Annotated in this window: 24 protein-coding genes; 11 read left to right on the top strand and 13 right to left on the bottom strand. The window is 71.4% G+C overall.

Annotation, left to right across the window (positions count from 1 at the left end; all coding sequences use genetic code 11):
• The first annotated feature begins 11 nt into the window (after positions 1-11).
• Together minD and minE are read left to right on the top strand one after the other, a co-directional pair.
• Positions 12-827 (top strand): septum site-determining protein MinD, encoded by an 816-nt coding sequence (gene minD, locus BLQ43_RS04725; protein WP_090019135.1) that lies wholly within the window; start codon positions 12-14, stop codon positions 825-827.
• Positions 824-1,102, top strand: a complete 279-nt coding sequence (gene minE, locus BLQ43_RS04730; RefSeq protein WP_090018965.1) for a cell division topological specificity factor MinE — start codon at positions 824-826, stop codon at positions 1,100-1,102. Before minD ends, minE begins: the two co-directional genes overlap by 4 nt.
• A gap of 3 nt (positions 1,103-1,105) precedes the next feature.
• On the opposite strand, the gene hemB is transcribed toward minE, so the two are convergent.
• Positions 1,106-2,161: a porphobilinogen synthase gene (gene hemB, locus BLQ43_RS04735; RefSeq protein ID WP_090018966.1), complete on the bottom strand. Its 1,056-nt coding sequence runs from the start codon at positions 2,159-2,161 to the stop codon at positions 1,106-1,108.
• Positions 2,162-2,373: 212 nt separating this feature from the next.
• On the opposite strand from hemB, the gene BLQ43_RS04740 reads away from it, so the two are divergent.
• On the top strand, positions 2,374-3,144 hold the full coding sequence (locus BLQ43_RS04740) for an NAD(P)H-flavin reductase (protein WP_176758522.1): 771 nt from the start codon (positions 2,374-2,376) through the stop codon (positions 3,142-3,144).
• Between the two features lie 12 nt (positions 3,145-3,156).
• Here BLQ43_RS04740 and cobA read toward each other — a convergent pair whose 3' ends face one another.
• The 6 genes from cobA to BLQ43_RS04770 all read right to left on the bottom strand — a co-directional run bounded on the left by cobA (position 3,157) and on the right by BLQ43_RS04770 (position 9,575).
• Complete coding sequence (cobA, locus tag BLQ43_RS04745; RefSeq protein ID WP_090018968.1) at positions 3,157-3,984, bottom strand: uroporphyrinogen-III C-methyltransferase; 828 nt, start codon at positions 3,982-3,984, stop codon at positions 3,157-3,159.
• Positions 3,985-4,039: 55 nt separating this feature from the next.
• Positions 4,040-5,734, bottom strand: coding sequence for an ATP-binding cassette domain-containing protein (locus tag BLQ43_RS04750; protein WP_090018969.1), 1,695 nt, complete (start codon positions 5,732-5,734; stop codon positions 4,040-4,042).
• Positions 5,731-6,864: a hypothetical protein gene (locus tag BLQ43_RS04755; RefSeq protein ID WP_090018970.1), complete on the bottom strand. Its 1,134-nt coding sequence runs from the start codon at positions 6,862-6,864 to the stop codon at positions 5,731-5,733. The genes BLQ43_RS04750 and BLQ43_RS04755 overlap by 4 nt, the downstream gene beginning before the upstream one ends.
• Before the next feature lie 445 nt (positions 6,865-7,309).
• Positions 7,310-8,200, bottom strand: a complete 891-nt coding sequence (locus BLQ43_RS04760; RefSeq protein WP_090018971.1) for an RNA polymerase factor sigma-32 — start codon at positions 8,198-8,200, stop codon at positions 7,310-7,312.
• Positions 8,201-8,307: 107 nt separating this feature from the next.
• Positions 8,308-9,009: a ChrR family anti-sigma-E factor gene (locus tag BLQ43_RS04765; protein WP_090018972.1), complete on the bottom strand. Its 702-nt coding sequence runs from the start codon at positions 9,007-9,009 to the stop codon at positions 8,308-8,310.
• Entirely contained in the window at positions 9,009-9,575 is a 567-nt protein-coding gene (locus tag BLQ43_RS04770) for a sigma-70 family RNA polymerase sigma factor (protein WP_090018973.1), read from the bottom strand. The genes BLQ43_RS04765 and BLQ43_RS04770 overlap by 1 nt, the downstream gene beginning before the upstream one ends.
• A 197-nt stretch (positions 9,576-9,772) precedes the next feature.
• Between BLQ43_RS04770 and BLQ43_RS04775 the strand changes: the two genes are divergently transcribed.
• Genes BLQ43_RS04775 through BLQ43_RS04790 form a run of 4 tightly spaced genes read left to right on the top strand, consistent with a single transcriptional unit; the run spans position 9,773 to position 13,672 of the window.
• Positions 9,773-11,119, top strand: a complete 1,347-nt coding sequence (locus BLQ43_RS04775; protein WP_090018974.1) for an NAD(P)/FAD-dependent oxidoreductase — start codon at positions 9,773-9,775, stop codon at positions 11,117-11,119.
• Positions 11,116-11,916, top strand: a complete 801-nt coding sequence (locus tag BLQ43_RS04780; RefSeq protein ID WP_090018975.1) for a DUF1365 domain-containing protein — start codon at positions 11,116-11,118, stop codon at positions 11,914-11,916. Before BLQ43_RS04775 ends, BLQ43_RS04780 begins: the two co-directional genes overlap by 4 nt.
• Entirely contained in the window at positions 11,913-13,148 is a 1,236-nt protein-coding gene (locus tag BLQ43_RS04785) for an SAM-dependent methyltransferase (protein WP_090018976.1), read from the top strand. Before BLQ43_RS04780 ends, BLQ43_RS04785 begins: the two co-directional genes overlap by 4 nt.
• Positions 13,145-13,672 carry a DUF3833 family protein gene (locus BLQ43_RS04790; protein ID WP_090018977.1) on the top strand — a complete coding sequence of 176 codons (528 nt, stop codon included), beginning with the start codon at positions 13,145-13,147 and terminating at the stop codon, positions 13,670-13,672. The genes BLQ43_RS04785 and BLQ43_RS04790 overlap by 4 nt, the downstream gene beginning before the upstream one ends.
• Here the strand turns inward: BLQ43_RS04790 and BLQ43_RS04795 are convergent.
• The 3 genes from BLQ43_RS04795 to BLQ43_RS04805 are packed head-to-tail and all read right to left on the bottom strand — an operon-like array spanning position 13,638 to position 16,368.
• Entirely contained in the window at positions 13,638-14,066 is a 429-nt protein-coding gene (locus BLQ43_RS04795; protein WP_090018978.1) for a nuclear transport factor 2 family protein, read from the bottom strand. The two genes, BLQ43_RS04790 and BLQ43_RS04795, sit on opposite strands and share 35 nt — an antisense overlap.
• Complete coding sequence (locus BLQ43_RS04800) at positions 14,063-14,824, bottom strand: SDR family NAD(P)-dependent oxidoreductase (protein ID WP_090018979.1); 762 nt, start codon at positions 14,822-14,824, stop codon at positions 14,063-14,065. Before BLQ43_RS04800 ends, BLQ43_RS04795 begins: the two co-directional genes overlap by 4 nt.
• Positions 14,818-16,368 carry a cryptochrome/photolyase family protein gene (locus tag BLQ43_RS04805; RefSeq protein ID WP_090018980.1) on the bottom strand — a complete coding sequence of 517 codons (1,551 nt, stop codon included), beginning with the start codon at positions 16,366-16,368 and terminating at the stop codon, positions 14,818-14,820. The genes BLQ43_RS04800 and BLQ43_RS04805 overlap by 7 nt, the downstream gene beginning before the upstream one ends.
• A gap of 188 nt (positions 16,369-16,556) precedes the next feature.
• On the opposite strand from BLQ43_RS04805, the gene BLQ43_RS04810 reads away from it, so the two are divergent.
• The 4 genes from BLQ43_RS04810 to BLQ43_RS04825 are packed head-to-tail and all read left to right on the top strand — an operon-like array spanning position 16,557 to position 19,894.
• Positions 16,557-17,525, top strand: coding sequence for a zinc-dependent alcohol dehydrogenase (locus BLQ43_RS04810; protein ID WP_090018981.1), 969 nt, complete (start codon positions 16,557-16,559; stop codon positions 17,523-17,525).
• A gap of 48 nt (positions 17,526-17,573) precedes the next feature.
• Positions 17,574-17,984: a 6-pyruvoyl trahydropterin synthase family protein gene (locus BLQ43_RS04815; protein WP_090018982.1), complete on the top strand. Its 411-nt coding sequence runs from the start codon at positions 17,574-17,576 to the stop codon at positions 17,982-17,984.
• Positions 17,985-17,988: 4 nt separating this feature from the next.
• Positions 17,989-19,038: a glycosyltransferase family 4 protein gene (locus BLQ43_RS04820; RefSeq protein ID WP_090018983.1), complete on the top strand. Its 1,050-nt coding sequence runs from the start codon at positions 17,989-17,991 to the stop codon at positions 19,036-19,038.
• Between the two features lie 13 nt (positions 19,039-19,051).
• Entirely contained in the window at positions 19,052-19,894 is an 843-nt protein-coding gene (locus tag BLQ43_RS04825; RefSeq protein ID WP_090018984.1) for a hypothetical protein, read from the top strand.
• Here the strand turns inward: BLQ43_RS04825 and BLQ43_RS04830 are convergent.
• From BLQ43_RS04830 to BLQ43_RS04840, 3 genes are read right to left on the bottom strand one after another with little or no spacing between them, the layout of a single operon-like run.
• Positions 19,891-20,778: a RibD family protein gene (locus BLQ43_RS04830; protein WP_090018985.1), complete on the bottom strand. Its 888-nt coding sequence runs from the start codon at positions 20,776-20,778 to the stop codon at positions 19,891-19,893. The genes BLQ43_RS04825 and BLQ43_RS04830 overlap by 4 nt on opposite strands.
• The gene (locus BLQ43_RS04835) at positions 20,775-21,614 is read right to left on the bottom strand and encodes a creatininase family protein (protein ID WP_342670360.1); all 840 of its coding nucleotides are present in this window, start codon (positions 21,612-21,614) and stop codon (positions 20,775-20,777) included. Before BLQ43_RS04835 ends, BLQ43_RS04830 begins: the two co-directional genes overlap by 4 nt.
• On the bottom strand, positions 21,581-21,937 hold the full coding sequence (locus tag BLQ43_RS04840; RefSeq protein ID WP_090018986.1) for a TraR/DksA family transcriptional regulator: 357 nt from the start codon (positions 21,935-21,937) through the stop codon (positions 21,581-21,583). Before BLQ43_RS04840 ends, BLQ43_RS04835 begins: the two co-directional genes overlap by 34 nt.
• Between the last annotated feature and the right edge of the window lie 50 nt (positions 21,938-21,987).

A 21,987-nucleotide genomic window follows, 5' to 3' on the forward strand; every position in this document is an offset into this window, starting at 1 on the left:
GAGGCGTGCTGGTGAGCGAAGTCGTGGTCATGACCTCGGGCAAGGGCGGTGTGGGCAAGACCACCTCCGCTGCCGCCTTTGCCACGGGCCTCGCCCAGCGGGGCTATGCCACCGTCGTCATCGATTTCGACGTGGGCCTGCGCAATCTCGACCTGGTGATGGGCTGCGAGCGCCGGGTCGTGTTCGACTTCGTCAACGTCATCAACGGCGACGCCAAGCTCAGCCAGGCGCTGATCAAGGACAAGCGCTCGGAAAACCTCTACATCCTTCCCACCAGCCAGACGCGGGACAAGGATGCGCTGACGCCCGACGGCGTGGGCCGGGTGCTGGAGTCCCTGAAGGAGCAGTTCGACTACATCGTCTGCGACAGCCCCGCCGGTATCGAGCGCGGCGCGGTCATGGCGCTTTACCACGCCGACCAGGCGGTGATCGTCACCAACCCCGAGGTGTCTTCGGTGCGCGACAGCGACCGCATCCTGGGCATCCTGCAGTCCAAGTCGAAGCGCGCCGAGGAAAACCTGGAGCCGGTGCGCGAGCATCTCCTGGTCACGCGCTACGACCTGGACCGCGTCGAGCGCGGCGAGATGCTGACCGTGGACGATGTGATGGACATCCTCTCCATCGAACTGCTCGGCGTCATCCCGGAGGATCAGGCCGTCCTGCGCGCGTCCAACATCGGCCAGCCCGTCATCCTCGACAACGACAGCACGCCGGGTGCCGCCTACGGCGACGCGGTGTCGCGCTTCCTGGGCGAGGACGTGCCGCACCGCTTTCTGAAGCGCGAGAAGCGCGGCGTCTTTCAGCGACTCTTCCGGAGGTCGGCATGAGGCTGAGCAAGCTGTTCCGCCGGGAACAGGCCTCCGCGCCCCAGGCGAAGGAGCGCCTGCAACTGGTGCTGGCCCACGAGCGCGCCGGCCGCGAAGGGGCGGACTACCTGCCCGCGCTGCAGCGCGACCTGATGGCCGTGATCAAGAAATACATCGCCGTGGACGACGACAAGGTTCAGGTGCAGGTGGACCGCGGCGAGGACGTCTCCACGCTGGAGGTCAACATCGAGCTGCCGGAAGCCAGCGGCGGCCGGCGCGGCCGGAAGTCGGCCTGAGGGTCAGGGCTCGCGCAGCCATTCCGCGGCCTCGACCGCGGCGTAGGTCAGCACGCCGTCGGCCCCGGCCCGCTTGAAGGCCAGCAGGCTCTCCAGCACAACCTGACGGTTGTCCAGCCAGCCGCGCTCCACGGCGGCCTTCATCATCGCGTACTCCCCGCTGACCTGGTAGGCGAAGGTGGGCACGCGGTGCGCGTCCTTCACGCGCCGCAGGACGTCCAGGTACGGCATCCCCGGCTTCACCATCACCATGTCGGCGCCTTCCTGCAGGTCGAGGCCGACCTCGCGCAGCGCCTCGTCGGTGTTGGCCGGGTCCATCTGATAGGTCTTCTTGTCCCCGGCGAGGAATCCGCCGGAGCCCACGGCGTCGCGGAACGGGCCGTAGAAGGCGCTGGCGTACTTGGCCGAATACGCCATCATCTTCACGTCCTGGTGCCCCGCGGCGTCCAGCGCCCGCCGGATGGCCCCCACGCGCCCGTCCATCATGTCGGACGGGCCGATGATGTCGCAGCCGGCGTCCGCCAGCGTGCGCGCCTGCCGGATCAGCGCGTCGATCGTGGCGTCGTTGGGGATGCGCCCGTCCTCGACCAGGCCGTCGTGACCGAGTGCGTTGTAGGGGTCGAGCGCGACGTCGCACATCAGGCCGATGTCGGGGACCTGGCGCTTGATCTCGCGCACGGCGCGGCAGACGAGGTTGTCGGGGTTCCACGCCTCGGCGCAGTCGGCCGTCTTGCGCTCCGAGGGGACGTGCGGGAAGAGCGCCACCACGGGAATGCCGAGATCGCGGGCGCGAGCGACCGCGTCCACCGCGCGCTCGATCGACAGCCGGTGCACGCCCGGCATCGAGGGCACCTCGCGCCACACGTCGGTGCCGTCTTCCAGGAAGAGCGGCCACATCAGATCGGCCGGCGTCAAGCGGGTCTCCGCGACCAGCCGGCGGGTCCAGGGCTCGCTGCGGTTGCGCCGCAGGCGCACCGTGGGAAAGGCGCCGTGAGCCGCCGGCTGCGGCGCCGCGTCGGGGCCGGTGCCCGGCCCGCGCGAAGAGGAAGTGTCACTCATTCAGCATGGTTTCCGCCGTCGTGGGTCCCGGCCCGATCGGACACGCCGATCGTGGCAGGATCGTAGAAAGGCCGGGCGGCACTCACAAGGCCGTCATCGCGGCGGCGCGGCCCGCCGGCATCGGAAAGCTGGTCCACGGCGCCTTGATCCGCCGGCATCTTGGCCACACCCTCTTCCGCGCCGAACCCGGTTTCACCGATCAGGACCCGCCCATGCCGTCCGGCCCCGAAACGGCCCCCGCACCCGGGCAGGCCGAGCCCCGCACGATCGTGTGCCGCGTCACGGCCGTGGAGCAGGCCGCGCGCGACATCTACGTCGTGCGTCTCGCACGCGACGGTGGGGAACCGCTGACCCACACGGCGGGGCAGTACGCGCGCGTGGCCTTCGACGACCAGCCGGAGCGCGACTACTCCATCGCCAGCCGGCCATCGGCCAGCGAGTTCGAGTTCCACATCCGCAACATGAACAGCGGGCCGAGCCACTACGTCGCCACGGCGCTCAAGCCGGGCGAGCGCGCGACGGTGCGCGGGCCGTTCGGCGCGACCTATCTGCGCACGGACCACAGCGGCCCCATCGTGGCCATCGGCGGCGGCTCCGGCCTCGCGCCCATGAAGGCGATCGTCGAGGAAGCCCTCGCCCGCGGCATGACGCAACCGATCTCCCTTTACGCGGGCGTGCGGGACGAACCGGACCTCTATCTCGTCGAGCACTTCCGGGCGCTGGAAGCCAGGCACCCGAACTTCCGCTTCATCCCCGTGCTGTCCCATCCCAGCGGGCCGACGGCGCACCGCACGGGCATGGTGCCCGATGCCGTCGCGGCGGACCTGCCGGACCTGAGCCGCGCCAAGGCGTACCTGGCGGGGCCGCCGCCCATGGTGGAAGCCGCCCTCCAGCGCCTGCCCGAACTCGGCATCGCGGCGGACAACCTGCACGCCGACTCCTTCATCGGCGAGGCCGAGCGCCGCCAGCGCGACGGCGAATAGGAACGCCCGGCCTCAGCCCGTCCCGCGTTCGCCGAGCGGGTCCGGCACCAGGGTGCGGCCGTGCAGCGCGTTCAGCCAGTCGAGTCCCGCGCGCAGGCGCACCACCTCGCCCACGACGATGACGGCGGGCGGCTCGATCCCCGAGGCGGTCACGTCGGCCGCCGCGTCAACCAGCGTGGTTTCCAGCACGTGCTGGCGCGGCGTGGTGGCGCGGCTGACGATCGCCACGGGCTCGTCGGGCGGCCGGCCGCCCGCGCGCAGCCGTTCCGACATGGGCTCCAGGTGCTTCATGCCCATGTAGACCACGAGCACGGGCGCGCGGCAGAGCGCGTCCCAGTCCAGGCTGGTGTGCAGCGCCCCGCCGACGTCGTGGCCGGTTACGAAGGTGACGGCGGAGTTGGTTTCCCGGTGCGTGAGCGGAATCCCCGCGTAGGCCAGCCCGCCCAGGCCGGCCGTCATGCCCGGCACGATGCGGAAGGGCACGCCGGTGTCGGCGAGGGCCAGGGCTTCCTCACCGCCACGTCCGAAGACCAGCGGATCGCCGCCCTTCAGGCGCACCACGCGCCGGCCGGCGCGGGCGTGCTGCACCAGCCGCAAGGAGATGTCGCGCTGCTTGGCCGAGGGTCGGCCGCCGCGCTTGCCAGCGTGCTCCAGCTCGACGCCCGCCGGCACGAGGTCGAGCACGCCTTCGTCCACGAGCGCGTCGTAGACCACGACATCGGCCTGCTGGAGGGCATGATAGGCCAGCAGCGTCAGCAGGCCGGGATCGCCCGGCCCCGCCCCGACGAGCCACACCCATCCGCGCAGGAGATCCGGAAACTGTCCGCGTTCGCCGACCATGGCCGGACTGTACGCAAGCGGCCCCGCGCCTGCCAGCCTCCCGCGCGATCCAGCCTCACGCCGCCGCGGCCGGCGGACCGCCCAACATCGCCGCCGCCGGCCCGCCGGCCTCCAGCAGCGCGCGCGGCGCCCCATGCTCCACCACGCGGCCGTCGCGGACGAACCAGACGGTGTCCGCGGCGAGCGCGGCGTCGCGGTCGTGCGTGACCATGAGGACGGTCGCCGGCGTCGTTCGCAGCAGCGTTCGCAGCGCCGAACGGCCGGCCGGATCGAGCGCGTCGTCGGCCTCGTCCAACAGCAGCAGCCGCGGCTGCGCCAGCGCCGCCCGCGCCAGCAGCACGCGCCGCCGTTCCCCGGCGGAGAGGTTTCGCCCGCCTTCCGCGAGCTTGCCGTCCAGCCCGCCCAGGCGGTCCAGGACGCCGGCGAGCCCGTGCGCATGCGCGACCGCTTCGATGGCGTCGTCGTCGGGGCGCTCGGCACAGGCAGCCGCCAGCGCGGCGCGCAGGCTGCCTTTCAGGATCGGCGTCGCCGCGCGCACCAGCGCGATCTCGCGCGCCCGCCGCGAGGGCGGGACGTGGCGCAAATCCGCGCCGTCCAGCCGAACGTGCCCGCTCGCCGGGTCGTCCAGGCGCGCCGCGAGGTCCAGCAGCGTCGACTTGCCCGCCCCGTTGGGCCCTACCACAGCCACCCGATCCCCGGCGGAAGCCGATGCTGTCAGCTCGTCGAGCGCGCCCGGCACCTCGACATCCTCGAACGCGAGCGCGGCGGGCTGCGCCGCCGGTTCCGGCGTCGGCGCGTCGGACTCGGCCGGATCCGGCAGCGCCGGGAGTGTCAGCCACTTGTGCACCTTCTGATGGGCCACCGACCAGGCGCGGTAGCGGTCGCACACCAGCGCAAGATCGCGTAGCGGCGTGGTCGCCAGGCCCAACGCGGTCATCACACCGACCGCGGTGCCGACCGGGGCATCCGTCACGATGGCGGTGCCCAGCACACAGGCCACGGCGGCGCCGCCGATCAATTCCGGGATCGCGCGGATGGTTTCGATGGCCACGGCGCGCCGCACCGCCGCGGTCCGCAACGCCCGCATGCGCCCGTTCAGCCGCCGCAAGTCGGCATTCAGCCGCCCCATGAGGCGCAGCTCGGGCGCCACCGGCATGCGCTCGTTCATGTCGGCGGCGATGCGGCCACGCTCCTGGCGGACCTCGCGGTTGGGCGCGATCAACGCCGGGGAAGCGAGCGCCATCACGATCACGGCCACGAGCAGGGGCCCGGCGGCGGCCAACGCCAGCGGTACGCTCATCACCGCCAGCAGGCCCAGCATCACCGGGAGCATGCACCCCGCCGAGATCAGCCGCGCGACCCCCTCGCTGACCCAAACCTTGAAGACGCGCAGATCGCCGATATAGCGGATCGCCAGGTAGCCGCTGCGGCGATGGGCCAGGGTGCGCGCCGGCAGGCGGGCAATGTGCGCGAACAGCCGGCGGCGCAGGTCGGCGGCGTACGTCTGGCCGATGTGCTCACCGATCCCGCGCTCGGCGACGCGCAGCCCGGCCGTCAGCGCGCCGGCCGCGACGAGCCCCGCGAGCGCCAACCATGGAAGCCCCGCCCCGCTGCCGCCAACATGGTCGAAAACGCTGCGCGTGGCGGCGGCGACCACCGCCGCGGCCCCGGCCTCGACCCAGGCAAGCCCAACCAGCACCGCGATCCGCCGCGTGCGCCCGCGCGTGAAGATGGGCGGCGGCGCGCTCATGCGGGGGCGCCGGCAGCGTTGGCGGAGGGGTCCTCGCTCGCGGCGATCCGGACCTCGGGCTCGACCGCCGCGGCGCTTTCCACCGGTCCCGGAACCTTGTGGCCACCGTCGAGGATGCGCAGCGCACAGGCGGGGTCGAGGAGTTCGCTCGTCGGCTTCACGGGCGCGGCGACCGCGGTCTGGGTTTCCTGGCTCGCCAGCGGCCCGTTGGTGAACAGCCCCGACATGGCCAGCATCGACAGCCCGCAGCTCCGCACCGCCTGATCGCCGGCGACGGCACCGAGCGCATCGGTCGCCGCGAACACCACGCCGTCCACGCGCCGCCGGAACGCCGCCCGGCGCATGAGCGCGGCGGTTTCCGCCTGATAGACGCCGTCGGCCACTTCCATGACCACTGCCTCGGCCCCGTCCGCGATCAGGTGCGCCACCAGACTTTCCATGGCGGCCCCGATGCGGGCCGGGGACTGGCGATAGGTGGAGGCCATGCCGGCGTCGGTGAAATCCAGCACGCGGTGCGCGCCAGCGTCGGCGAAGGCGTGAACATCCTTGGACGCCCCGGTCCCGGTCACCTTGGCCGCGCCCACCGCCAGGCCGCCGCGGCTCAGCCCGTGGATCAGGGAGGCCGCCACCGTCGTCTTGCCGGCGTTCATGGCCGAACCGACCACGGCGATCACCGGCACACGGGCGCGCGACCGCCGGAACGGCAAGCCATAGCTGGCGACGTTGACGGTCTTGCCGGTCGCGTGGGTGAGCAGCCCCAGCGGTCGTACCGAGGTCGGCGCACTCATGTCCGTGTGGGCGTGGCGCATCCGGCCGATGATGCCACCGCCGGCCACGAGATCCGCGCCTTCCCCGTCGAGACTGGCGACGGCCTCGAACTGATCGGGGGCATACCGGTCGCCGCAGGCCGCCACCACCAGATCGCCGCGGTAGAGCTGCGCCATCCGGCCCGTGCGCAGTTGCAGGTTCTTGTGCTGGCCAACCGATCCAACGCGGGCCAGCACGAGATCGCCCGAGCGGGCGCGCGTCAGGTCGCTTTCCAGGCCGGCCACGTCGGCAGTCGCCACCCGCCGGGTCGTGAACGCCCACTTTGCCTGGGAGAGCACGGAGCCGTTGGCGCCAAGGGTCATCTCGCTTCGCTCCCGTATCGGTTGCCGCCGGCGACGGAACGGCTCGGCCGGATGCCCTCGACACTGCCGCGCCGAAACCGGGAGTCCGTAGCCTGACATAACGCGCGTGAACCGGGTTGTGAGATTTTCGGAGCGAAACTGTTACACACGGCGCGGTTCTTTGCCATGCCCCGGAAGCGGGCACGCACCACCCGCGACAGGGTCGGTATCGGCCAAGAGGAGGGTCACGATTTCGCCGTCGATCTTGGACCAGGCCGGCGAACGGCGCCCTCTGCCCGCCCCGCCCAGGTTCCGCCAACGCCCGGGCTCCGTAGGGGGATGTAGGCGACGAGCGGAACGGCCGGGCTGCGCACCGTTCGCGCCGGGCACCATCGTGTCCGCGACAGAAAAGCGCCGGATCGGGAGAAACCGATCCGGCGCGTTCAGGCCAGCACAGAGGGGGACGTTATGCGGGAGCGCGCTGAGCGCGTGTGCGGTCTTGTTCCGCCCCTTCCAGCACGCGCTTGCGCAACTCCTGTAGGGCGCGGTGCTCGATCTGTCGCACGCGCTCCTTGCTGATGCCCAGCTCTTCGCCAAGCTCCTGAAGCGTCACGCTTTCCTCCTTGAGGTGGCGCTGGCGAATGATGTGCTGCTCGCGCGCCGGCAGGTGGGTCAGCGCCGTGTTGAGCCAGCGCTCGCGCAGCGAGCTGTCGTGGCTCCGCTGGGCCACCTCCTCCGGCGAGGCGGCGTCGTCGACCAGCAGGTCCTGCCACTCCGAACTGCCGTCCTCACCCAACGGCGCATTCGCCGACTGGTCGGGGGCCGAGAGGCGAGACTCCATATTCTCGACCTGGCCGAGCTGGACCTTCAGCTGATCCGCGATTTGCTGCCGCGCATCCGTGTCGGAGATGCCCTGGTCCGATCCAGCGATCTTGGCGCGCAGGCGGCGCAGGTTGAAGAAGAGGGCCTTTTCCTGCGTGGTCGTGCCCAGACGCACCATCGACCAGTTGCGCAGCACGAAATCCTGAATGGCCGCCCGGATCCACCACACCGCGTAGGTGGAGAACCGCACCTCGCGGTCGGGATCGAAGCGCGCAGCGGCCTGCATCAGGCCCAGGTTGCCCTCCTGCAACAGGTCCGACATGTTCAGGCCGTATCCGCGATATTGCGTGGCGTGGCTGACGACCAGCCGGGCGTGCGCGTTGACGAGTTCGTCCAGCGCGTCCTGGTCCTGGTCGTGGGCCCAGAGCATGGCCAGTTCGTGCTCGCGTTCCCGCGTGAGCAGCGGGGCCTTCATGGCCTCCCGGATGTAGCGCTGGGTGGCCGCCTGACTGTCGGAAAGCTCTCTCGCCGTCATGGCCCGTGATCCTGCGGTTCGTGGGTTTGTATCCCTTATTACGCAGGGTGATCGTGGCTGGATCACGGCGCACGGCGACGAGCGCCCAAAAAATGCCGGTTTCCGGTTCAGAAATCCACGAAGAGGTTGAGAATGCGGCCCATCGGGCCGGTCATGCGCACGGGCGCATCCAACACGGTCAGGCAGATGCAGTCCCGGTCCGGCCACGCCACGGGCTGGTGCGTCACGTCCGCGTCGGCGACGGCGACGTCGCCCGGGAAATAGTCACCCTGCGTGTCACTGAAGCCGCCCTCGATGACCAGCGTGTATTCACAGCCCCGGTGGGTGTGGCTGGGCACCTTGCAGCCGGCGCGGATGCGCATGAGCCGCGTGCGATAGCCGTTTCGGCCGTCGAGGAAGCGGTATTCCGCCACGCTGCCGCCGCGCTCGCGCCAGGGAAGCGCATGCAGATCGGAGCCGACGTAGGGCCGCAAGGGCGCCGGCACGCCGTCATTCTGAACCTGAGTGGGCGCCGAACCGCCGGACGGCGGCGCGGCCTCGCCGACCATGCTGGACGACGCACCGTCCCCATCGCCGCCGGCATCCGTGTCGTCCATCTGCGCGAGCACTGAGTCCAACGCGCCGTCGCTCATCTCCGCGGGCGGCAGGGTTTCGAGCATGGCCCCGCCCACGCTCTCCAGGAGCTGGACCTCGCGACGGCTTTCGCGGTTCAAGCTTGCGTGGGTCGCCACGAGCAACGCCAGCGGCTCGGCCAGGTTCCCGGCCGCGTAGTCCACCAGCATTTCTTCGGGCGGCGCATGCGGCGCCATCAGCGAATGTCCTCCAAGCAGGTTTTCAATCGCCCCAGGGCCAAGCGGAGCCGGGACTTGACGGTTCCCAGCGGCAACTCCAGCTCCGCGGCGATCGCGCTGTGCGACTTTTCGTCAAAGTACGCCATACGAAGTAACGTTGCCTGTTCCTGTGGCAAGGTCTCGACCGCTTCCCGCAGCCGGCCTTCCCGCTGCGCGGCTTCGATAACGCTGTCCGCGTTGGCGCTCTTGTCCGTCAGTGAGCTGGGATCGTCCGGGTCCACGTTGGGCCAGCGCTCGCGGCGCAGCGCGTCGACGCGTTTGTTGCGCGCGATCGTGAAGATCCAGGTGCTCACCCCTGCCTGCCGGCGGTCGAAGAGGTGCGCCCGCCGCCACACCGTCAGCAGGCAGTCCTGGGCAAGCTCTTCGGCCAGGGAATCGTCCGCGCCCATGCGGCGCAGATACGCTTTCACCCGCGGCGCGAAATGGCTGAACAGCGCGGCGAATGCCTGCTTGTCGCGGCGCTGCGCCACGGCTTCCAAGAGGTCCGCGAATGAGGTTGTCGGCTCGGCGCCCGTTCGATCCATACTGCCTTGTAGATCGCATCACGCCCCGCTCACAACCCGATCGGCGGACACACCTTCCCGCTCTTTGGTCAAACTTTACGCGCACGATCCCTCGCCGGATCACCCGGTGCGCCCAAAAAATTTGACCGCCGTGCGTAATCCGTCCACGTCCACAAAACGTATCTTCACCAAACGTTTGCCCTTTGTGAGAGAACCACATGCAGATTGCCGTCGTGGGCAGCGGGATCAGCGGCTTGGGCGCGGCCTGGGCGCTGTCCCGCATACACCGTGTCACATTGTTTGAAGCGCAATCCCGCGCCGGGGGGCACGCGAACACCGTGGACGCACCGGGTCCGGATGGGCCGCGCGGCGTCGACACCGGCTTCATCGTCTACAACACGCGCACCTACCCCAACCTGATGCGCCTGTTCGACGCGCTGGGGGTGGCGACCGAGCCGAGCACCATGAGCTTCGCCGTATCCCTGGACGGACGGCGCCGCGAATACGCCGGCCATCTCGGCGGCCTCTTCGCGCAGCCGGCGAACCTCCTGCGCGCGGGCCACTGGCGCATGCTCGCGGACATCGTCCGCTTTTACCGTGAGGCGCCCGGCCTGCTCGACGCGCCGGACGGCGACGCCGAGCCGCTGGGCAACTACCTCGACCGCAAGGGGTACAGCCGGGGTTTCGTCGAGGACCACCTGCTGCCGATGGCGGCGGCGATCTGGTCGGCGCCCACGGCGGCGATCCGCGCGTTCCCGGCGGCAAGCTTCGTCGCCTTTCTGGCCAACCACGGCCTGCTGCAATTCCGCGACCGGCCGCAGTGGCGCACCGTCACCGGGGGCAGTCGGGCGTACGTCGACCGCATCCTGACCGAGCTGGGCGACGGCGTTCGTTTGAACACCCCAGTCCACGCTGTGCGGCGGACACCCAGCGGCGTGCGCATCGACAGCGCCGCCGCGCAGGACGAGCACTTCGATCAGGTCGTCTTCGCCACGCATGCGGATCAGGCGCTGGCGCTGCTCGGCGCGGACGCGGACGGCGACGAGCACGAAATCCTCGGCGGCTTCCGCTATTCCCGCAACACGGCCATCGTGCACGCCGATCCGGCGCTCATGCCGCGGCGTCGGCGCGTATGGTCGAGCTGGAATTACATGGCCACGCCGATGCAGGGCGTCGAGCGCGAGGTGTCCGTCACCTACTGGATGAACAGCCTGCAGAACCTCGCCCGCCCGGATATCTTCGTCAGCCTCAATCCGCTCACGGAGCCGGACCCGGCGACCGTCTTCGCCCGCACCACCTACCACCATCCCGTGCTGGACGGCGCGGCCGTGGCTGCACAGCGTCGATTGCCGGAGATCCAAGGGCGCAACCGGACCTGGCTGTGCGGCGCGCACTGCGGCTACGGCTTCCACGAGGACGGCCTGGCATCGGGCCTGGCGGTGGCCAGGGCGCTCGGCAGCCCGGCACCGTGGGCGGACAGCGTCAACGAGGTCAGCCCCGCGGCGGCGAACGCCACACCGGCCCGCGACCGCATCGAGGCAGCGACGGAGCGAGCGGCAGCATGACGACCCCGGCGCTCTACACGGGCGGGATCATGCACAACCGGCTGCGCCCGTTCCGCCACCGCTTCACGGCGCGCGTGGCCTCGCTCTACGTCGACATCGACGACCTGCCTGCGCTGAGCCGGCGGCTGTGGCTGTTCTCGCACAACCGTTTCAACGTCTTCTCGGTCCACGACCGCGACCACGGCCCGCGCGACGGCGGGCCACTGCGCCCCTGGGCGGAAGCGCAGCTCGCCCGCGCCGGGATCGACCTCGACGGCGGGTCCATCCGGCTGCTGTGCTTCCCGCGCATGTGGGGCTACGTGTTCAATCCGCTGTCCGTGTGGTTCTGCTACCACCGCGACGGCGGGCTGCGCGCGGTGCTCTACGCCGTCGCCAACACCTTCGGCGACCACCACACCTACCTGATCCCGGCCGGGGAGCCGGCACCCGGCGAGCCGCTGCGCCAGGGCTGCGCCAAGCGTTTCCACGTCTCGCCCTTCCTGCCGCTCGCGGGCCACTACGCCTTTCGCGTCCACGAGCCGGGCGAGCGCCTGCGCCTGGCCATCCGCTACGCGGTGGACGGCGAGGACACCCTGGTGGCCACGCAGACGGGCCGCCGCCGGCCGCTCACGGACGGCGCGCTGCTGGGCGTGCTGGCGCGCACCCCCGCCATGACGGCGAAGGTGATGGCGGCGATCCACTGGCAGGCCCTTCACATCTGGCGCAAGGGCGCGAGTTTCCATCGGCGGCCGGCCCCGCCGAGCGAGCCGGTCTCCGTGATCGATCCCGGGACTCCCTGCGACGAGGCCAGCCGATGAGCGTTGACGACAGCCCTCAGCTCCGCCTGCTGCCCCGGATCGCGGCGGCGCCGCAGCTGCACGTGCTGCCGCGCCTGGCCCGACGGCTGCGGTGCGGGCGCCTGCGCCTGACCCTGCCCGACGGGCGCACGCACATGCTCGCGGGCCGCGAGCCCGGCCCGTCGGCGGAACTGACGGTGAAGCGCGTTCGCTTCCTGCGCCGCCTGCTCCTGGGCGGCGCGCTGGGCTTCGCCGACGCCTACATCGACGGCGACGTGGAGAGCCAGGACCTGGCGGCCCTGCTGGCGCTGGCGGCGGCGAACGAGGACGCGCTGGCGCCGGCGTTGGCGGAGCGCCCGTGGGTCCAGCTTCCGGCGCGGCTGGTGCACCGTCTGACGCCCAACACGCGCGCGGGCTCACGCCGCAACATCGCGGCCCACTACGACCTGGGCAACGCCTTCTACAGCGCCTGGCTCGATGCCAGCCTGACCTACTCCAGCGCCGTCTTCACGCAGGCGGACGAAGAGCTGGACGTCGCGCAGCGCGAGAAGTATCGCCGCATCGCCGAGCTGGCGGACCTGCGCCCGGAGCACCGCGTGCTGGAAATCGGCTGCGGCTGGGGCGGCTTCGCGCTCTACGCGGCGGGCGAGATCGGCTGCCACGTCACCGCGATCACAATCTCCCAGGCGCAGTACGAGGCCGCGCGCGAGCGGGTCCGGAGCGCCGGGCTGGATGACCGCGTCGAAGTCACGCTCACCGACTACCGCGACACCGAGGGAACCTTCGATCGCATCGTCTCCATCGAGATGATCGAGGCCGTCGGCGAAGCGTGGTGGCCCACCTTCTTCCACACGCTGCGCGACCGCCTCGCGGCCGGCGGCCGGGCGGTGCTCCAGGCCATCACCATCGCCGATGCGGTGTTTCCGCAGTACCGGCGGCGTGTGGACTTCATCCAGCGCTCCATCTTCCCCGGCGGCATGCTACCCGCGCCGGCCGTGATCGCCGAGCAGGCGCAGCGCGCGGGACTCGCGGTCGCGGACCGGCACCGCTACGGAGCGCACTACGCCGAAACCCTGCGCCGCTGGCGCGCCGCGTTCGAGCGCGCCTGGCCCCGCATCGCCGAGATGGGCTTCGACGAGCGCTTTCGCCGCACGTGGCGGTACTACCTGGCCTACTGCGAGGCCGGGTTCGACACCGGCCGCATCGACCTGGAACAGCTTGCCCTCGACCACACCGGCGAGGTGCCCGCATGAGCGCGGCGCCGGCGACCGCGGCCACTCGGCTGGTGCTGGAGGACTTCTTCACCGGCTGGACGCGCGCCTGGGGCGCGTTCCAGGACCGCTTCGGCACACCGCGCCAGCGCTTCCGCGCCGATGTGCACGGCGCCTGGGACGACGCCGCGCAAACGCTCACCCTGACCGAACGCTTTCACGACCTGGGCGCGGGCGCGGACGAGCGCGTCTGGGTGGTGGAAAAGCTGGCCGACGGGGTCTACCGCGGCAGCGCGGGCGACGTCGTGGGCACGGCGGACATCCGCACCACCGAGGCCGGCGCCGTCCACCTGAGCTACCGGCTGCGCGTGCCCATCGCCGGGCGCACCTGGGCGCTCACCTTCGACGACTGGATGATCCGGGTGGACGCGGGCGTGCTGCTCAACCGCGCCACCGTCAGCAAGATGGGCGTCACGCTCGGCACGGCCGTAACCTTCTTCACCCGCACGGACGCGCCGCCGGACGCAGCGATCACGCCGCCACCCGGCGACGCAGCCAGCGCATGAACGCGCCCACCACCGGCAGCTTTTCGTAGAGCTGCCCGGCGGCGTCCCAGTGGTCGATGTGCGCGGAAACCGAACCGTCAGCGTCGGTGTGCAGCTCGCTCATGCCCGCGATCGTGAGCGATTTGCCGCCCTTGAGCCGCGCCGTGAAGGTCCAGCGCACGTAGCTCGCGTGCGCCCCGTCCGCGCGGTCGTCGATGCGGAAGGCCGGTGCGTCGAGCGTCTCGAACATCTCCGCGAGGACGTGCTTGAAGGCGTTGATCCCGGTGACGTCGTTGAAGGGATCGACGAAGCGCACGTCCGGCGCGCACACCGCGTCCAGCTCGTCCAGATTTTCGGGCGTGAGCCGGGCGAAATGCGCCAGGTAGCGCCCGATGATATCCGTATTCCCGGTCATCGCCGCATCCGCCGGGCGATGGGCATGGCGAGGATATAGGGCAGACAGCGGTAAAGCTTGACGATCCAACAGAACAGCGCTGGGAAGACGATCTCGAAGCGCCGCGACAGCAGGCCCTTTTCCAGCTTTTCCGCGGCTTTCTCCACCGGCATCAGCATGGGCATGGGGAAGGTGTTGCGCGCCGTCAGCGGCGTTTCGATGAAGCCCGGGTTCACCACCTGCAGGCTGACGCCGGTTCCGGCCAGCTCCGCGGCGTAGGACTCCGTGGCGGCGATGGCCGCGGCCTTGCTGGCGCTGTAGCCGGCGGCCGAGGGGAGCCCGCGATACCCGGCCACGGAGGCGACCACGGCGATGCGGCCCTGCCCGCGCTCGCGCATGCGCGGCACCAGCGCCGCCAGCCCGTCGATCACCGCCAGGTAGTTCAGCTCGATCAGCTTGCGGTGAACGTCGGGCTGGATGTCGGTCGCGAGCGTTTCGATGTGCGTCCCGGCGTTGAGCACGGCCAGCGCGATGGGCCCCAGCTCCGCCTCAATGCGCTCCACCGTGGCCCGCTGCGCCTCGCCGTCGGTGACGTCCAGGGGATAGGGGTAAACGGCGCCCCCAGAGTCATGCCGCAGCTCCTCCAACGCCTGTTCGCGCCGCGCGGAGGCGGCGACGATCCAGCCGTGCGCGGCCATGCGCAGGGCAAGCTCGCGGCCGATGCCGCTGCTTGCGCCGGTGATCCAGACACAGCCCTGCTCGGGCGCGGGCGTTACCATGCTCCGGGCTCCGCGTAGGTGAGCGCGTTCAGGAAGCGCTCGGCATGCTCGCGCAGGGCCGCCACCTTGTCAGGCCCCATGCGGTCGAGCGTCTTCACGGGAAAGGCCATGCGCGGGTTGCCGCGCAGCCTGGCCTGGTTGCGGTCGATGAAGTGCCAGTAGAGCGCGTTGAAGGGGCACGCGTCGTCCGTCAGCTGCTTCTTCGGGTCGTAGCGGCAGTGGCGGCAGTAATCCGACATGCGGTCGATGTACTTGCCGCTGGCCGCGTAGGGCTTAGTCGCCAGGAAGCCGCCGTCGGCGAAGAGCGTCATGCCCTGCACGTTCGGCAGCTCCACCCATTCGTAGGCGTCGGCGTAGACCACGAGGTACCATTCGTTTACCAGCGCGGGCTCGACACCGGCCAGCAGCGCGAAATTGCCCATCACCATCAGGCGCTGGATATGGTGCGCATAGGCTTCGCGCTGGGTCTGCCCGATGGCGTCGCGCAGGCACACCATGTCCGTCTCGCCCGTCCAGTAGAACTCGGGCAGCCGCCGGTGCGCGTCCAGCGCGTTGGTCTCGGCGTAGGCGGGCATGCGCCACCAGTAGATGCCGCGCACGAACTCGCGCCAGCCGAGGATCTGGCGGATGAAGCCCTCGACGGCGTTGAGCGGCGCGTGGCCCGATTCCCAGGCCGCCTGTGCGCGCCGGCAGACGTGGCGCGGATCGAGCAGCCCGGCGTTCATGTAGACCGCCAGCCGCGAATGGAACAGCAGCGGGTCGCCGTGGCGCATGGCGTCCTGATAGGTGCCGAAGCCCGGCAACGCGTGCTGGATGAAGTGCTCCAGCGCGGCTTCCGCGTCGCCCGCCGTGACGGCGAAGTCGAAGCCGTCCAGCGTGCCGAAGTGGTGGCCGAAGCGCGCGGCGACGAGGTCGAGCACCTCGCGCGTGACGGCGTCGGGCTCGACCGTGTGGCGCGGCGGCGAGGCGACCTCGCCCGGGATGGGCTCGCGGTTGTCGGGATCGAAGCTGTACTTGCCGCCTTCCGGTGCGCCGGCCGCATCCATGAGGAAACCGGTGCGCTTGCGCATCTGCTGGTAGAAGGACGCCATGCGCACCGACTTGCGCCCCTCGGCCCAGGCGCGGAAGCTGCGCGGCGTGGTGAAGAAGCGGTCGTCGTCGCGGACCTCGACGGGAACGCCGAGCTCAGCTTCCCAACCGCGCATGGCGTCCCACAGCCGCCATTCGCCGGGCTCGGTCACCACCACGCGTTCGGGCGGATCGGCGGCGACGGCGCGCGCCAACTCCCCGGAGAGGCTGCCGGTGTTACCGGGATCGTCGAGGCGGACGTAGATGACGGTAACGCCATTGGCAGCCAGTTCCGCCGCGAAGTGGCGCATGGCCGAAAAGACGAAGGCGATCTTCTTGGGATGGTGGCGAACGTAGGTGGCTTCCCCGAGCACTTCCGCCATGAGCACGCGGTCGCGCGCCGGGTCCAGGTCGCGCAGGCTGGCCACCGCGTGGGAAAGCTGGTCGCCGAGGACGAAACGGAGGGCACCGGTCATGGTCGCATCCCGTGTCGGGACGAGGGGGTTGCAGCGGTTCGCGATCGGGCCGATGCCCTCCGCACAGGGTGTGTACGCGCGTCCGCCCCAACTGGATTTGGAACTTCGAAAAAGTTGACGCGGACGGCTGCGATGAAACTGTCACGGCCGGCGGCCATCCCGGCGCACCAAGCGAGAGGAGTCCAGGCATGGCGCGCGCGTTCTGGGTAACGGAGCCGGGCACCGGCGCCATTCGGTCGGAGACCGTGGGCGAGCCCGGCCCCGGCGAGGTTCGCGTGCGCGCGCTGTATTCCGGCATCAGCCGGGGCAGCGAAACCCTGGTCTTCCGCGGTCATGTGCCCGAGGGCGAGCATGAGCGCATGCGCGCGCCCTTCCAGGCCGGCGACTTCCCCGCTCCCGTGAAGTACGGCTACGCCAGCGTCGGCGTCGTGGAGGCCGGGGAACCCGACCTACTCGGGCAGACCGTCTTCTGCCTGCATCCGCACCAGGACACCTACGTCGTCCCGGGCGAGGCCGTCGTGCCGTTGCCGTCCGAGGTGCCCGCCGCGCGCGCGGTGCTGGCCGCGAACGCCGAAACCGCCGTCAACGCGCTCTGGGACGGCGCGCCGCGCGTGGGCGACCGCGTCGCTGTGGTTGGGGCCGGCACCGTGGGCTGCCTGTGCGCCGCCTTCCTGCGCGCCATGCCGGGCGTGGACGTCACCCTCGTCGACCCCGACCCGGCGAAGCAACCGGCAGCCGATGCGCTCGGCGTGCCGCTGAGTCATCCTGCCGACACACCCGGCAAGCGCGACCTGATCTTTCACGCCAGCGGAACTGCCGCCGGCTTGCAGACGGCGCTGGACGCCGCCGGCTTCGAGGCCACGGTCGTCGAGCTGTCGTGGTACGGGACCGAGCCGGTGCCCACCGGCCTCGGCGGCGCGTTTCACAGCCAGCGCCTGCAGCTCGTCTCCTCGCAGGTCGGCAGCGTCAGTCCCGCCCGCCGTGCGCGCCGGACGCACCGTGAACGGCTTGAAATGGCAATCGCCCTCTTGCACGACCCGGCGCTGGATGCACTTATCACGGGCGAAACGCGGTTCGCGGACCTGCCCGCCGCGATGGCGCGGCTCGCCGAGCAGCCGAGCGGCGTGCTGTGTCACCGGGTGGTGTACGGGAGTTGATCCCGCCACACCCCGGACCGCCGCGCCCGAACGACCCGCGAGGCCCCGATGTACGCCGTCACCGTGCGCGATCGCATGATGATCGCCCACAGCTTTCAGGGCGAAGCCTTCGGGCCCGCCCAGCGCCTGCACGGCGCCACCTACGTCGTGGACGTGACGCTCTGGCGCCCCGATCTGAACGCCGACGGCGTGGCCGTCGACATCGCGGCGGCGGGTGAACTGCTCTCAAGCGTTGTCGGGGGATTGACCTTCCGCAACCTGGACGACGAGCCCGCCTTCGCCGGCCGCAACACCACGACCGAGGTGCTGGCGAAAGCCGTGTTCGACCGCCTGGCCGCGCGCATCCGCGACGGGGCGCTGGGCGGCGACGGCCACGCGCTGACGGCGCTGCGCGTGACACTGAACGAATCCGACATCGCCTCGGCGTCCTACGAAGGACCGCTCACGGCGGGGACGTGACCGCATGGCCGATCTGCACATCATCGTCCCCGGCGCGCTGGAAACCCGGACCGGCGGGTTCATCTACGACCGCCGCATGGTCGGGGAGCTGCGCGCGCAGGGGTGGGACATCGCCGTGCACGAGCTGCCGCCCGGCTGGCCGTTCGCCGACGGGGCCGCCATTCGGGGTGCCGAGGACGTGGTCGCGGGCATGCCGGACGGCGCGCTGGTGGTGGTGGACGGCCTGGCGCTCGGCGCGCTGCCGGAACTCGCGCGCCAGCACGGCGAGCGCCTGTCGCTGGTGGCGCTGGTGCACCACCCGCTGGCGGCGGAAACGGGCCTGAGCGCGGCGACGCGCGACCGCCTGCAGCGCAGCGAGCGCGCGGCCCTCGCCCAGTGCAAGCGCGTCATCGCCGCCAGCGCCTTCACGGCGCACAGTCTGCTGGACTACGGCCTGGACAGCGAGGACATCGGCGTCGTCCCGCCCGGCGTGGACCCGGCGCCGCTGGCCGAGGGCTCGGAGGGACCGGGCATGCGGCTGCTGACGGTCGGCGCCCTCATCCCGCGCAAGGGCCACGACGTGCTCTTCAACGCCCTGGCGGGGTTGCCGGACCGGCGCTGGACGCTCGACGTCGTCGGCAGCGAGACCCAGGACCCGCGCCACGCCACCGGGCTGCGGCGGCTGTGCACGCGCATGCAGCTGGACGACCGGGTGCGCTTCCACGGCGAGATGGACGCGGGCGTGCTGGAATCGCTCTACCAGCACGTGGACCTCTTCGTGCTGCCCTCCCATCACGAGGGCTACGGCATGGTCATCACCGAGGCCGTGGCGCACGGCCTGCCCGTCGTGGCGACAGCGGGCGGCGCGGTGGAACACACCCTGCCCAGCGGCGCGGGCATCCTCGCCGAACCCGGCGACGTGGCCGACCTGCACAACGCCCTGGCGCGCGTGATGGACGAACCGCACCTCTACCAGCAGCTCGCGGACGGGGCGAAGAAGGCGCGCGGCCGGCTCGTCACCTGGCCCGAAGCGGCGGCGAAGCTGGCCGACGAACTCAGCCGCGTGACCTCATGAGCGGTTTCGCCGAATGAGCACGTTCGACCCCGCGTGGCTGCGCCTGCGCGAGCCCGCCGACAGCGCCGCCAGGGCATCCGTGCTGGAGCGCCTGCTGAAAACCGCCCTGCCCGCCCGCGAGCCGCTTTCGATCATCGATCTGGCGGCCGGAACGGGCAGCAACCTGCGCTACCTGGCCCCGCGCCTGGGCGGATCGCAGGCGTGGCGGCTGGTGGACGCGGATGCGGACCTCCTGGCCGCCGTGTCGGATCACCTCGCGGCGCACGGCTGGGAGTTGGCCGACGACGGGCGACTCGCCCAGGGCCACGGCGTTCGCGCCCGCATCGCGACGGAAGCGCGCGACCTCGCCCGCGATGCCGTCCCGGCGGACGCCGATCTGGTCACGGCCTCCGCGCTGCTGGACCTCGTCTCCGGGGCCTGGATCGACCGGCTGGCGGCGGCATGCGCGGCAAGCGGGGCCGCCGCGCTGCTGACGCTCTCGGTGGATGGCACGCTCGCCTGGGAGCCGGTCGCTGAACTGGACGGCGAGGTGCGCGCCCTGGTCAACCGGCACCAGCAGCGCGACAAGGGCTTCGGCCCCGCGCTGGGCCCGCATGCGCCCCAGGCCGCCGTCGCCGCGTTCGAGCGCCACGGCTACGGCGTGGAAACGGCGGCGAGTCCCTGGCGCCTGGGCCCCGGCGACGCGCAGCTGCAACAGCACCTGCACGCCGGCTGGGCCTCGGCCGCGAGCGCCGTCGCGCCCGACCGCGAAGCGGCCATCCATGACTGGCTGGCGCACCGCATGGATCTGCTGGCGGCCGGGATCGGCTCGGTCGAGGTGGGACACCTGGACGTGCTGGCGCTGCCGGGCGGTTAACCCACCTCCCTCACGAGGTCGCAGTCGAACAGCGTGTCCGGCGGCATGGCGTGGACGCGCACGGCGCCGGGGCGCAGCGCCTCGTTCAGGTCGTCGATGCGCGGCAGGCTGATCGCGGGGTGGCCCGAGCCCAGAAAGAAGGGCGCGACGCCGACGTGCAGGCGGTCCAGTGCCCCCGCCGCCAGAAAGCGAGAGACCGTCACGCCGCCGCCCTCCACCAACACCCGCCGCAGCCCACGCGCATGCAGCGCGGCGAGCACGGCTTGCGGGGCGAACCCCTCGGCGCCGACCGGCAGCGTTTTCGTCTCCGCGCCCGCCGGCCCCGCGTCGCGGCCGCTGAGCACCAGGGTCGGCGCCGCGCCGTCGCGGAAGAGGCCATGATGCGCGGGCACGCGCCCCTTGGGGTCGAGCACGACACGGACCGCGTTGGGTCCGGCAACGCGCCGCGTGGTGAGCTGCGGGTCGTCGGCGCACACCGTGCCAGCGCCCACGACCACCGCGTCCGCCAGCGCGCGCAGGCGGTGCAGGTGATCCAGGTTCGCGGCGCCGTTGACGACCTGCGCCGAGCCGCCCTCGGTGGCGATGCGGCCGTCGAGGCTCTGGCCCAGTTGCCCAACCGTCACCGCGCCGTGGACGGCAGCCCGGCACAGCAGCGGCAGATGCAGGTCGAAGAGCTGCGCGGCGTCGGGATGGATATCGACAGCCGCGTGCCAGAACTGGCCGTCGACGCGAACATCGCCGCTGTCCGGGCCGGTCACGGCCGCCGCGCCATCCGGCCCCAGCGCGAGCCCGCACGGGCCGCCATCCCACCCGTGCTCGCGCAGCCCGCGCAGCAGGCGCCAGGCCGTTTCGGGATCGATCCGGCTGGCGCCCGCCTCGCTCATGGGCCCGGCCCGTCCCGCAAGCGGCTGAGGGGGAACCGCGCGGTTTCCGCGACGAGTTGCGCCAGCCCCTGCGCCACGTGTTCGACGATCCGGCGGCCGGTGTCGGGATCGGCGCGGGTCGCGTCGCCGACCACGCCGGCCGGGTTCAGGTCCTGCGCCATCCAGCCGAAGCCCAGCTTCCCGTGCGGGCGCAGGTAGCGGTAGCTCTCGGCCATCTCGCGCGACAGCGGCGTGAAGTCCCGCGCCTCCTCCCAGCGCACGAGATCCGGGCGCAGGTGCAGCATGATGGAGGTTTCCAGCGCCCCGCCGTGGATGCCGTGCTTCAGTTCGCCGTCGTCGAAGACGCCGTCCGGCACCCCGAAGCCGGAGAGATTGGCCGCCGCGACCAGCATGCCCCAGCGCTTGCGCAGGTCGAGCGCCACGATGTCGGCCACCTGGGGCTGGCCGCCGTGGGTGTTGAAGAGGATCAGCTTGGCGATCCCCGCCGCGGCGACGCTCTCCCCGATCTCGGTCCACAGCCGGATCAGCGTCTCGGGGCGCGCGGAGATGGTGCCCGGAAAGGCCGTGTGCTCCGTGCTATCGCCGACCTGCAGGTCCGGCAGCACCACCAGCCCGGCGTCGTCGGGCACGTGGTCGAAGGCGCGCGCCACGATCCCGGCGTTGATGCACGCATCCGTGTTCAGCGGCAGGTGCGGGCCGTGCTGTTCGATCGCGCCCACGGGCAAGACGGCCACGGTGCGATCCGCGTCGACCGCGGCGAAATCCCGCGTGGTGAATTCGTGCCAGTATCCCGAAAGCACGGTCAGCTGCCCGCCTTTTCCGCGCACTGGATGCACAGCGGCGCGGCCGGATCGACCTCCAGCCGGCGCTTGCCGATGGGTTCGTCGCAGGTGGCGCAGAAGCCGTAGTCGCCCTCCTCGATGCGCTGGAGGGCGGCTTCGACGCGCTGCAGCTCCTGCTTGCGGCGCCGGTCCGCTGCCTGGGACATGGCCTGCTTTTGCAGCGAGTCCATGCGCGCCAGGCGCCCCTCGCGCACCGGGTCCAGGTCCACGGTGTCGCGCGCTTCCTGGTTGGTTTCCGCGAGCGCCTTCAACTCGTCGCGGCGCTCTTCCAGGCGCTGCCGCATGGCCTCGGCGTCGATGTCGGTTCGGTCCGTCATGCTTACGATCCTATGGCACCGCCGCCCCCCGCCCGAAACGGGCGGACGGC

It is taken from the genome of Limimonas halophila (assembly GCF_900100655.1).
GTDB classification, from domain to species: Bacteria; Pseudomonadota; Alphaproteobacteria; order Kiloniellales; family Rhodovibrionaceae; genus Limimonas; species Limimonas halophila.

What these genes read in the sequence shown, in the direction of transcription:
- minE (WP_090018965.1), top strand. Translation starts at nt 824, where the DNA reads ATGAGGCTGAGCAAGCTGTTCCGCCGGGAACAGGCCTCCGCGCCCCAG.
- hemB (WP_090018966.1), bottom strand. Translation starts at nt 2,161, where the DNA reads ATGAGTGACACTTCCTCTTCGCGCGGGCCGGGCACCGGCCCCGACGCG.
- BLQ43_RS04740 (WP_176758522.1), top strand. Translation starts at nt 2,374, where the DNA reads ATGCCGTCCGGCCCCGAAACGGCCCCCGCACCCGGGCAGGCCGAGCCC.
- cobA (WP_090018968.1), bottom strand. Translation starts at nt 3,984, where the DNA reads ATGGTCGGCGAACGCGGACAGTTTCCGGATCTCCTGCGCGGATGGGTG.
- BLQ43_RS04750 (WP_090018969.1), bottom strand. Translation starts at nt 5,734, where the DNA reads ATGAGCGCGCCGCCGCCCATCTTCACGCGCGGGCGCACGCGGCGGATC.
- BLQ43_RS04755 (WP_090018970.1), bottom strand. Translation starts at nt 6,864, where the DNA reads ATGACCCTTGGCGCCAACGGCTCCGTGCTCTCCCAGGCAAAGTGGGCG.
- BLQ43_RS04760 (WP_090018971.1), bottom strand. Translation starts at nt 8,200, where the DNA reads ATGACGGCGAGAGAGCTTTCCGACAGTCAGGCGGCCACCCAGCGCTAC.
- BLQ43_RS04765 (WP_090018972.1), bottom strand. Translation starts at nt 9,009, where the DNA reads ATGGCGCCGCATGCGCCGCCCGAAGAAATGCTGGTGGACTACGCGGCC.
- BLQ43_RS04770 (WP_090018973.1), bottom strand. Translation starts at nt 9,575, where the DNA reads ATGGATCGAACGGGCGCCGAGCCGACAACCTCATTCGCGGACCTCTTG.
- BLQ43_RS04775 (WP_090018974.1), top strand. Translation starts at nt 9,773, where the DNA reads ATGCAGATTGCCGTCGTGGGCAGCGGGATCAGCGGCTTGGGCGCGGCC.
- BLQ43_RS04780 (WP_090018975.1), top strand. Translation starts at nt 11,116, where the DNA reads ATGACGACCCCGGCGCTCTACACGGGCGGGATCATGCACAACCGGCTG.
- BLQ43_RS04785 (WP_090018976.1), top strand. Translation starts at nt 11,913, where the DNA reads ATGAGCGTTGACGACAGCCCTCAGCTCCGCCTGCTGCCCCGGATCGCG.
- BLQ43_RS04790 (WP_090018977.1), top strand. Translation starts at nt 13,145, where the DNA reads ATGAGCGCGGCGCCGGCGACCGCGGCCACTCGGCTGGTGCTGGAGGAC.
- BLQ43_RS04795 (WP_090018978.1), bottom strand. Translation starts at nt 14,066, where the DNA reads ATGACCGGGAATACGGATATCATCGGGCGCTACCTGGCGCATTTCGCC.
- BLQ43_RS04800 (WP_090018979.1), bottom strand. Translation starts at nt 14,824, where the DNA reads ATGGTAACGCCCGCGCCCGAGCAGGGCTGTGTCTGGATCACCGGCGCA.
- BLQ43_RS04805 (WP_090018980.1), bottom strand. Translation starts at nt 16,368, where the DNA reads ATGACCGGTGCCCTCCGTTTCGTCCTCGGCGACCAGCTTTCCCACGCG.
- BLQ43_RS04810 (WP_090018981.1), top strand. Translation starts at nt 16,557, where the DNA reads ATGGCGCGCGCGTTCTGGGTAACGGAGCCGGGCACCGGCGCCATTCGG.
- BLQ43_RS04815 (WP_090018982.1), top strand. Translation starts at nt 17,574, where the DNA reads ATGTACGCCGTCACCGTGCGCGATCGCATGATGATCGCCCACAGCTTT.
- BLQ43_RS04820 (WP_090018983.1), top strand. Translation starts at nt 17,989, where the DNA reads ATGGCCGATCTGCACATCATCGTCCCCGGCGCGCTGGAAACCCGGACC.
- BLQ43_RS04825 (WP_090018984.1), top strand. Translation starts at nt 19,052, where the DNA reads ATGAGCACGTTCGACCCCGCGTGGCTGCGCCTGCGCGAGCCCGCCGAC.
- BLQ43_RS04830 (WP_090018985.1), bottom strand. Translation starts at nt 20,778, where the DNA reads ATGAGCGAGGCGGGCGCCAGCCGGATCGATCCCGAAACGGCCTGGCGC.
- BLQ43_RS04840 (WP_090018986.1), bottom strand. Translation starts at nt 21,937, where the DNA reads ATGACGGACCGAACCGACATCGACGCCGAGGCCATGCGGCAGCGCCTG.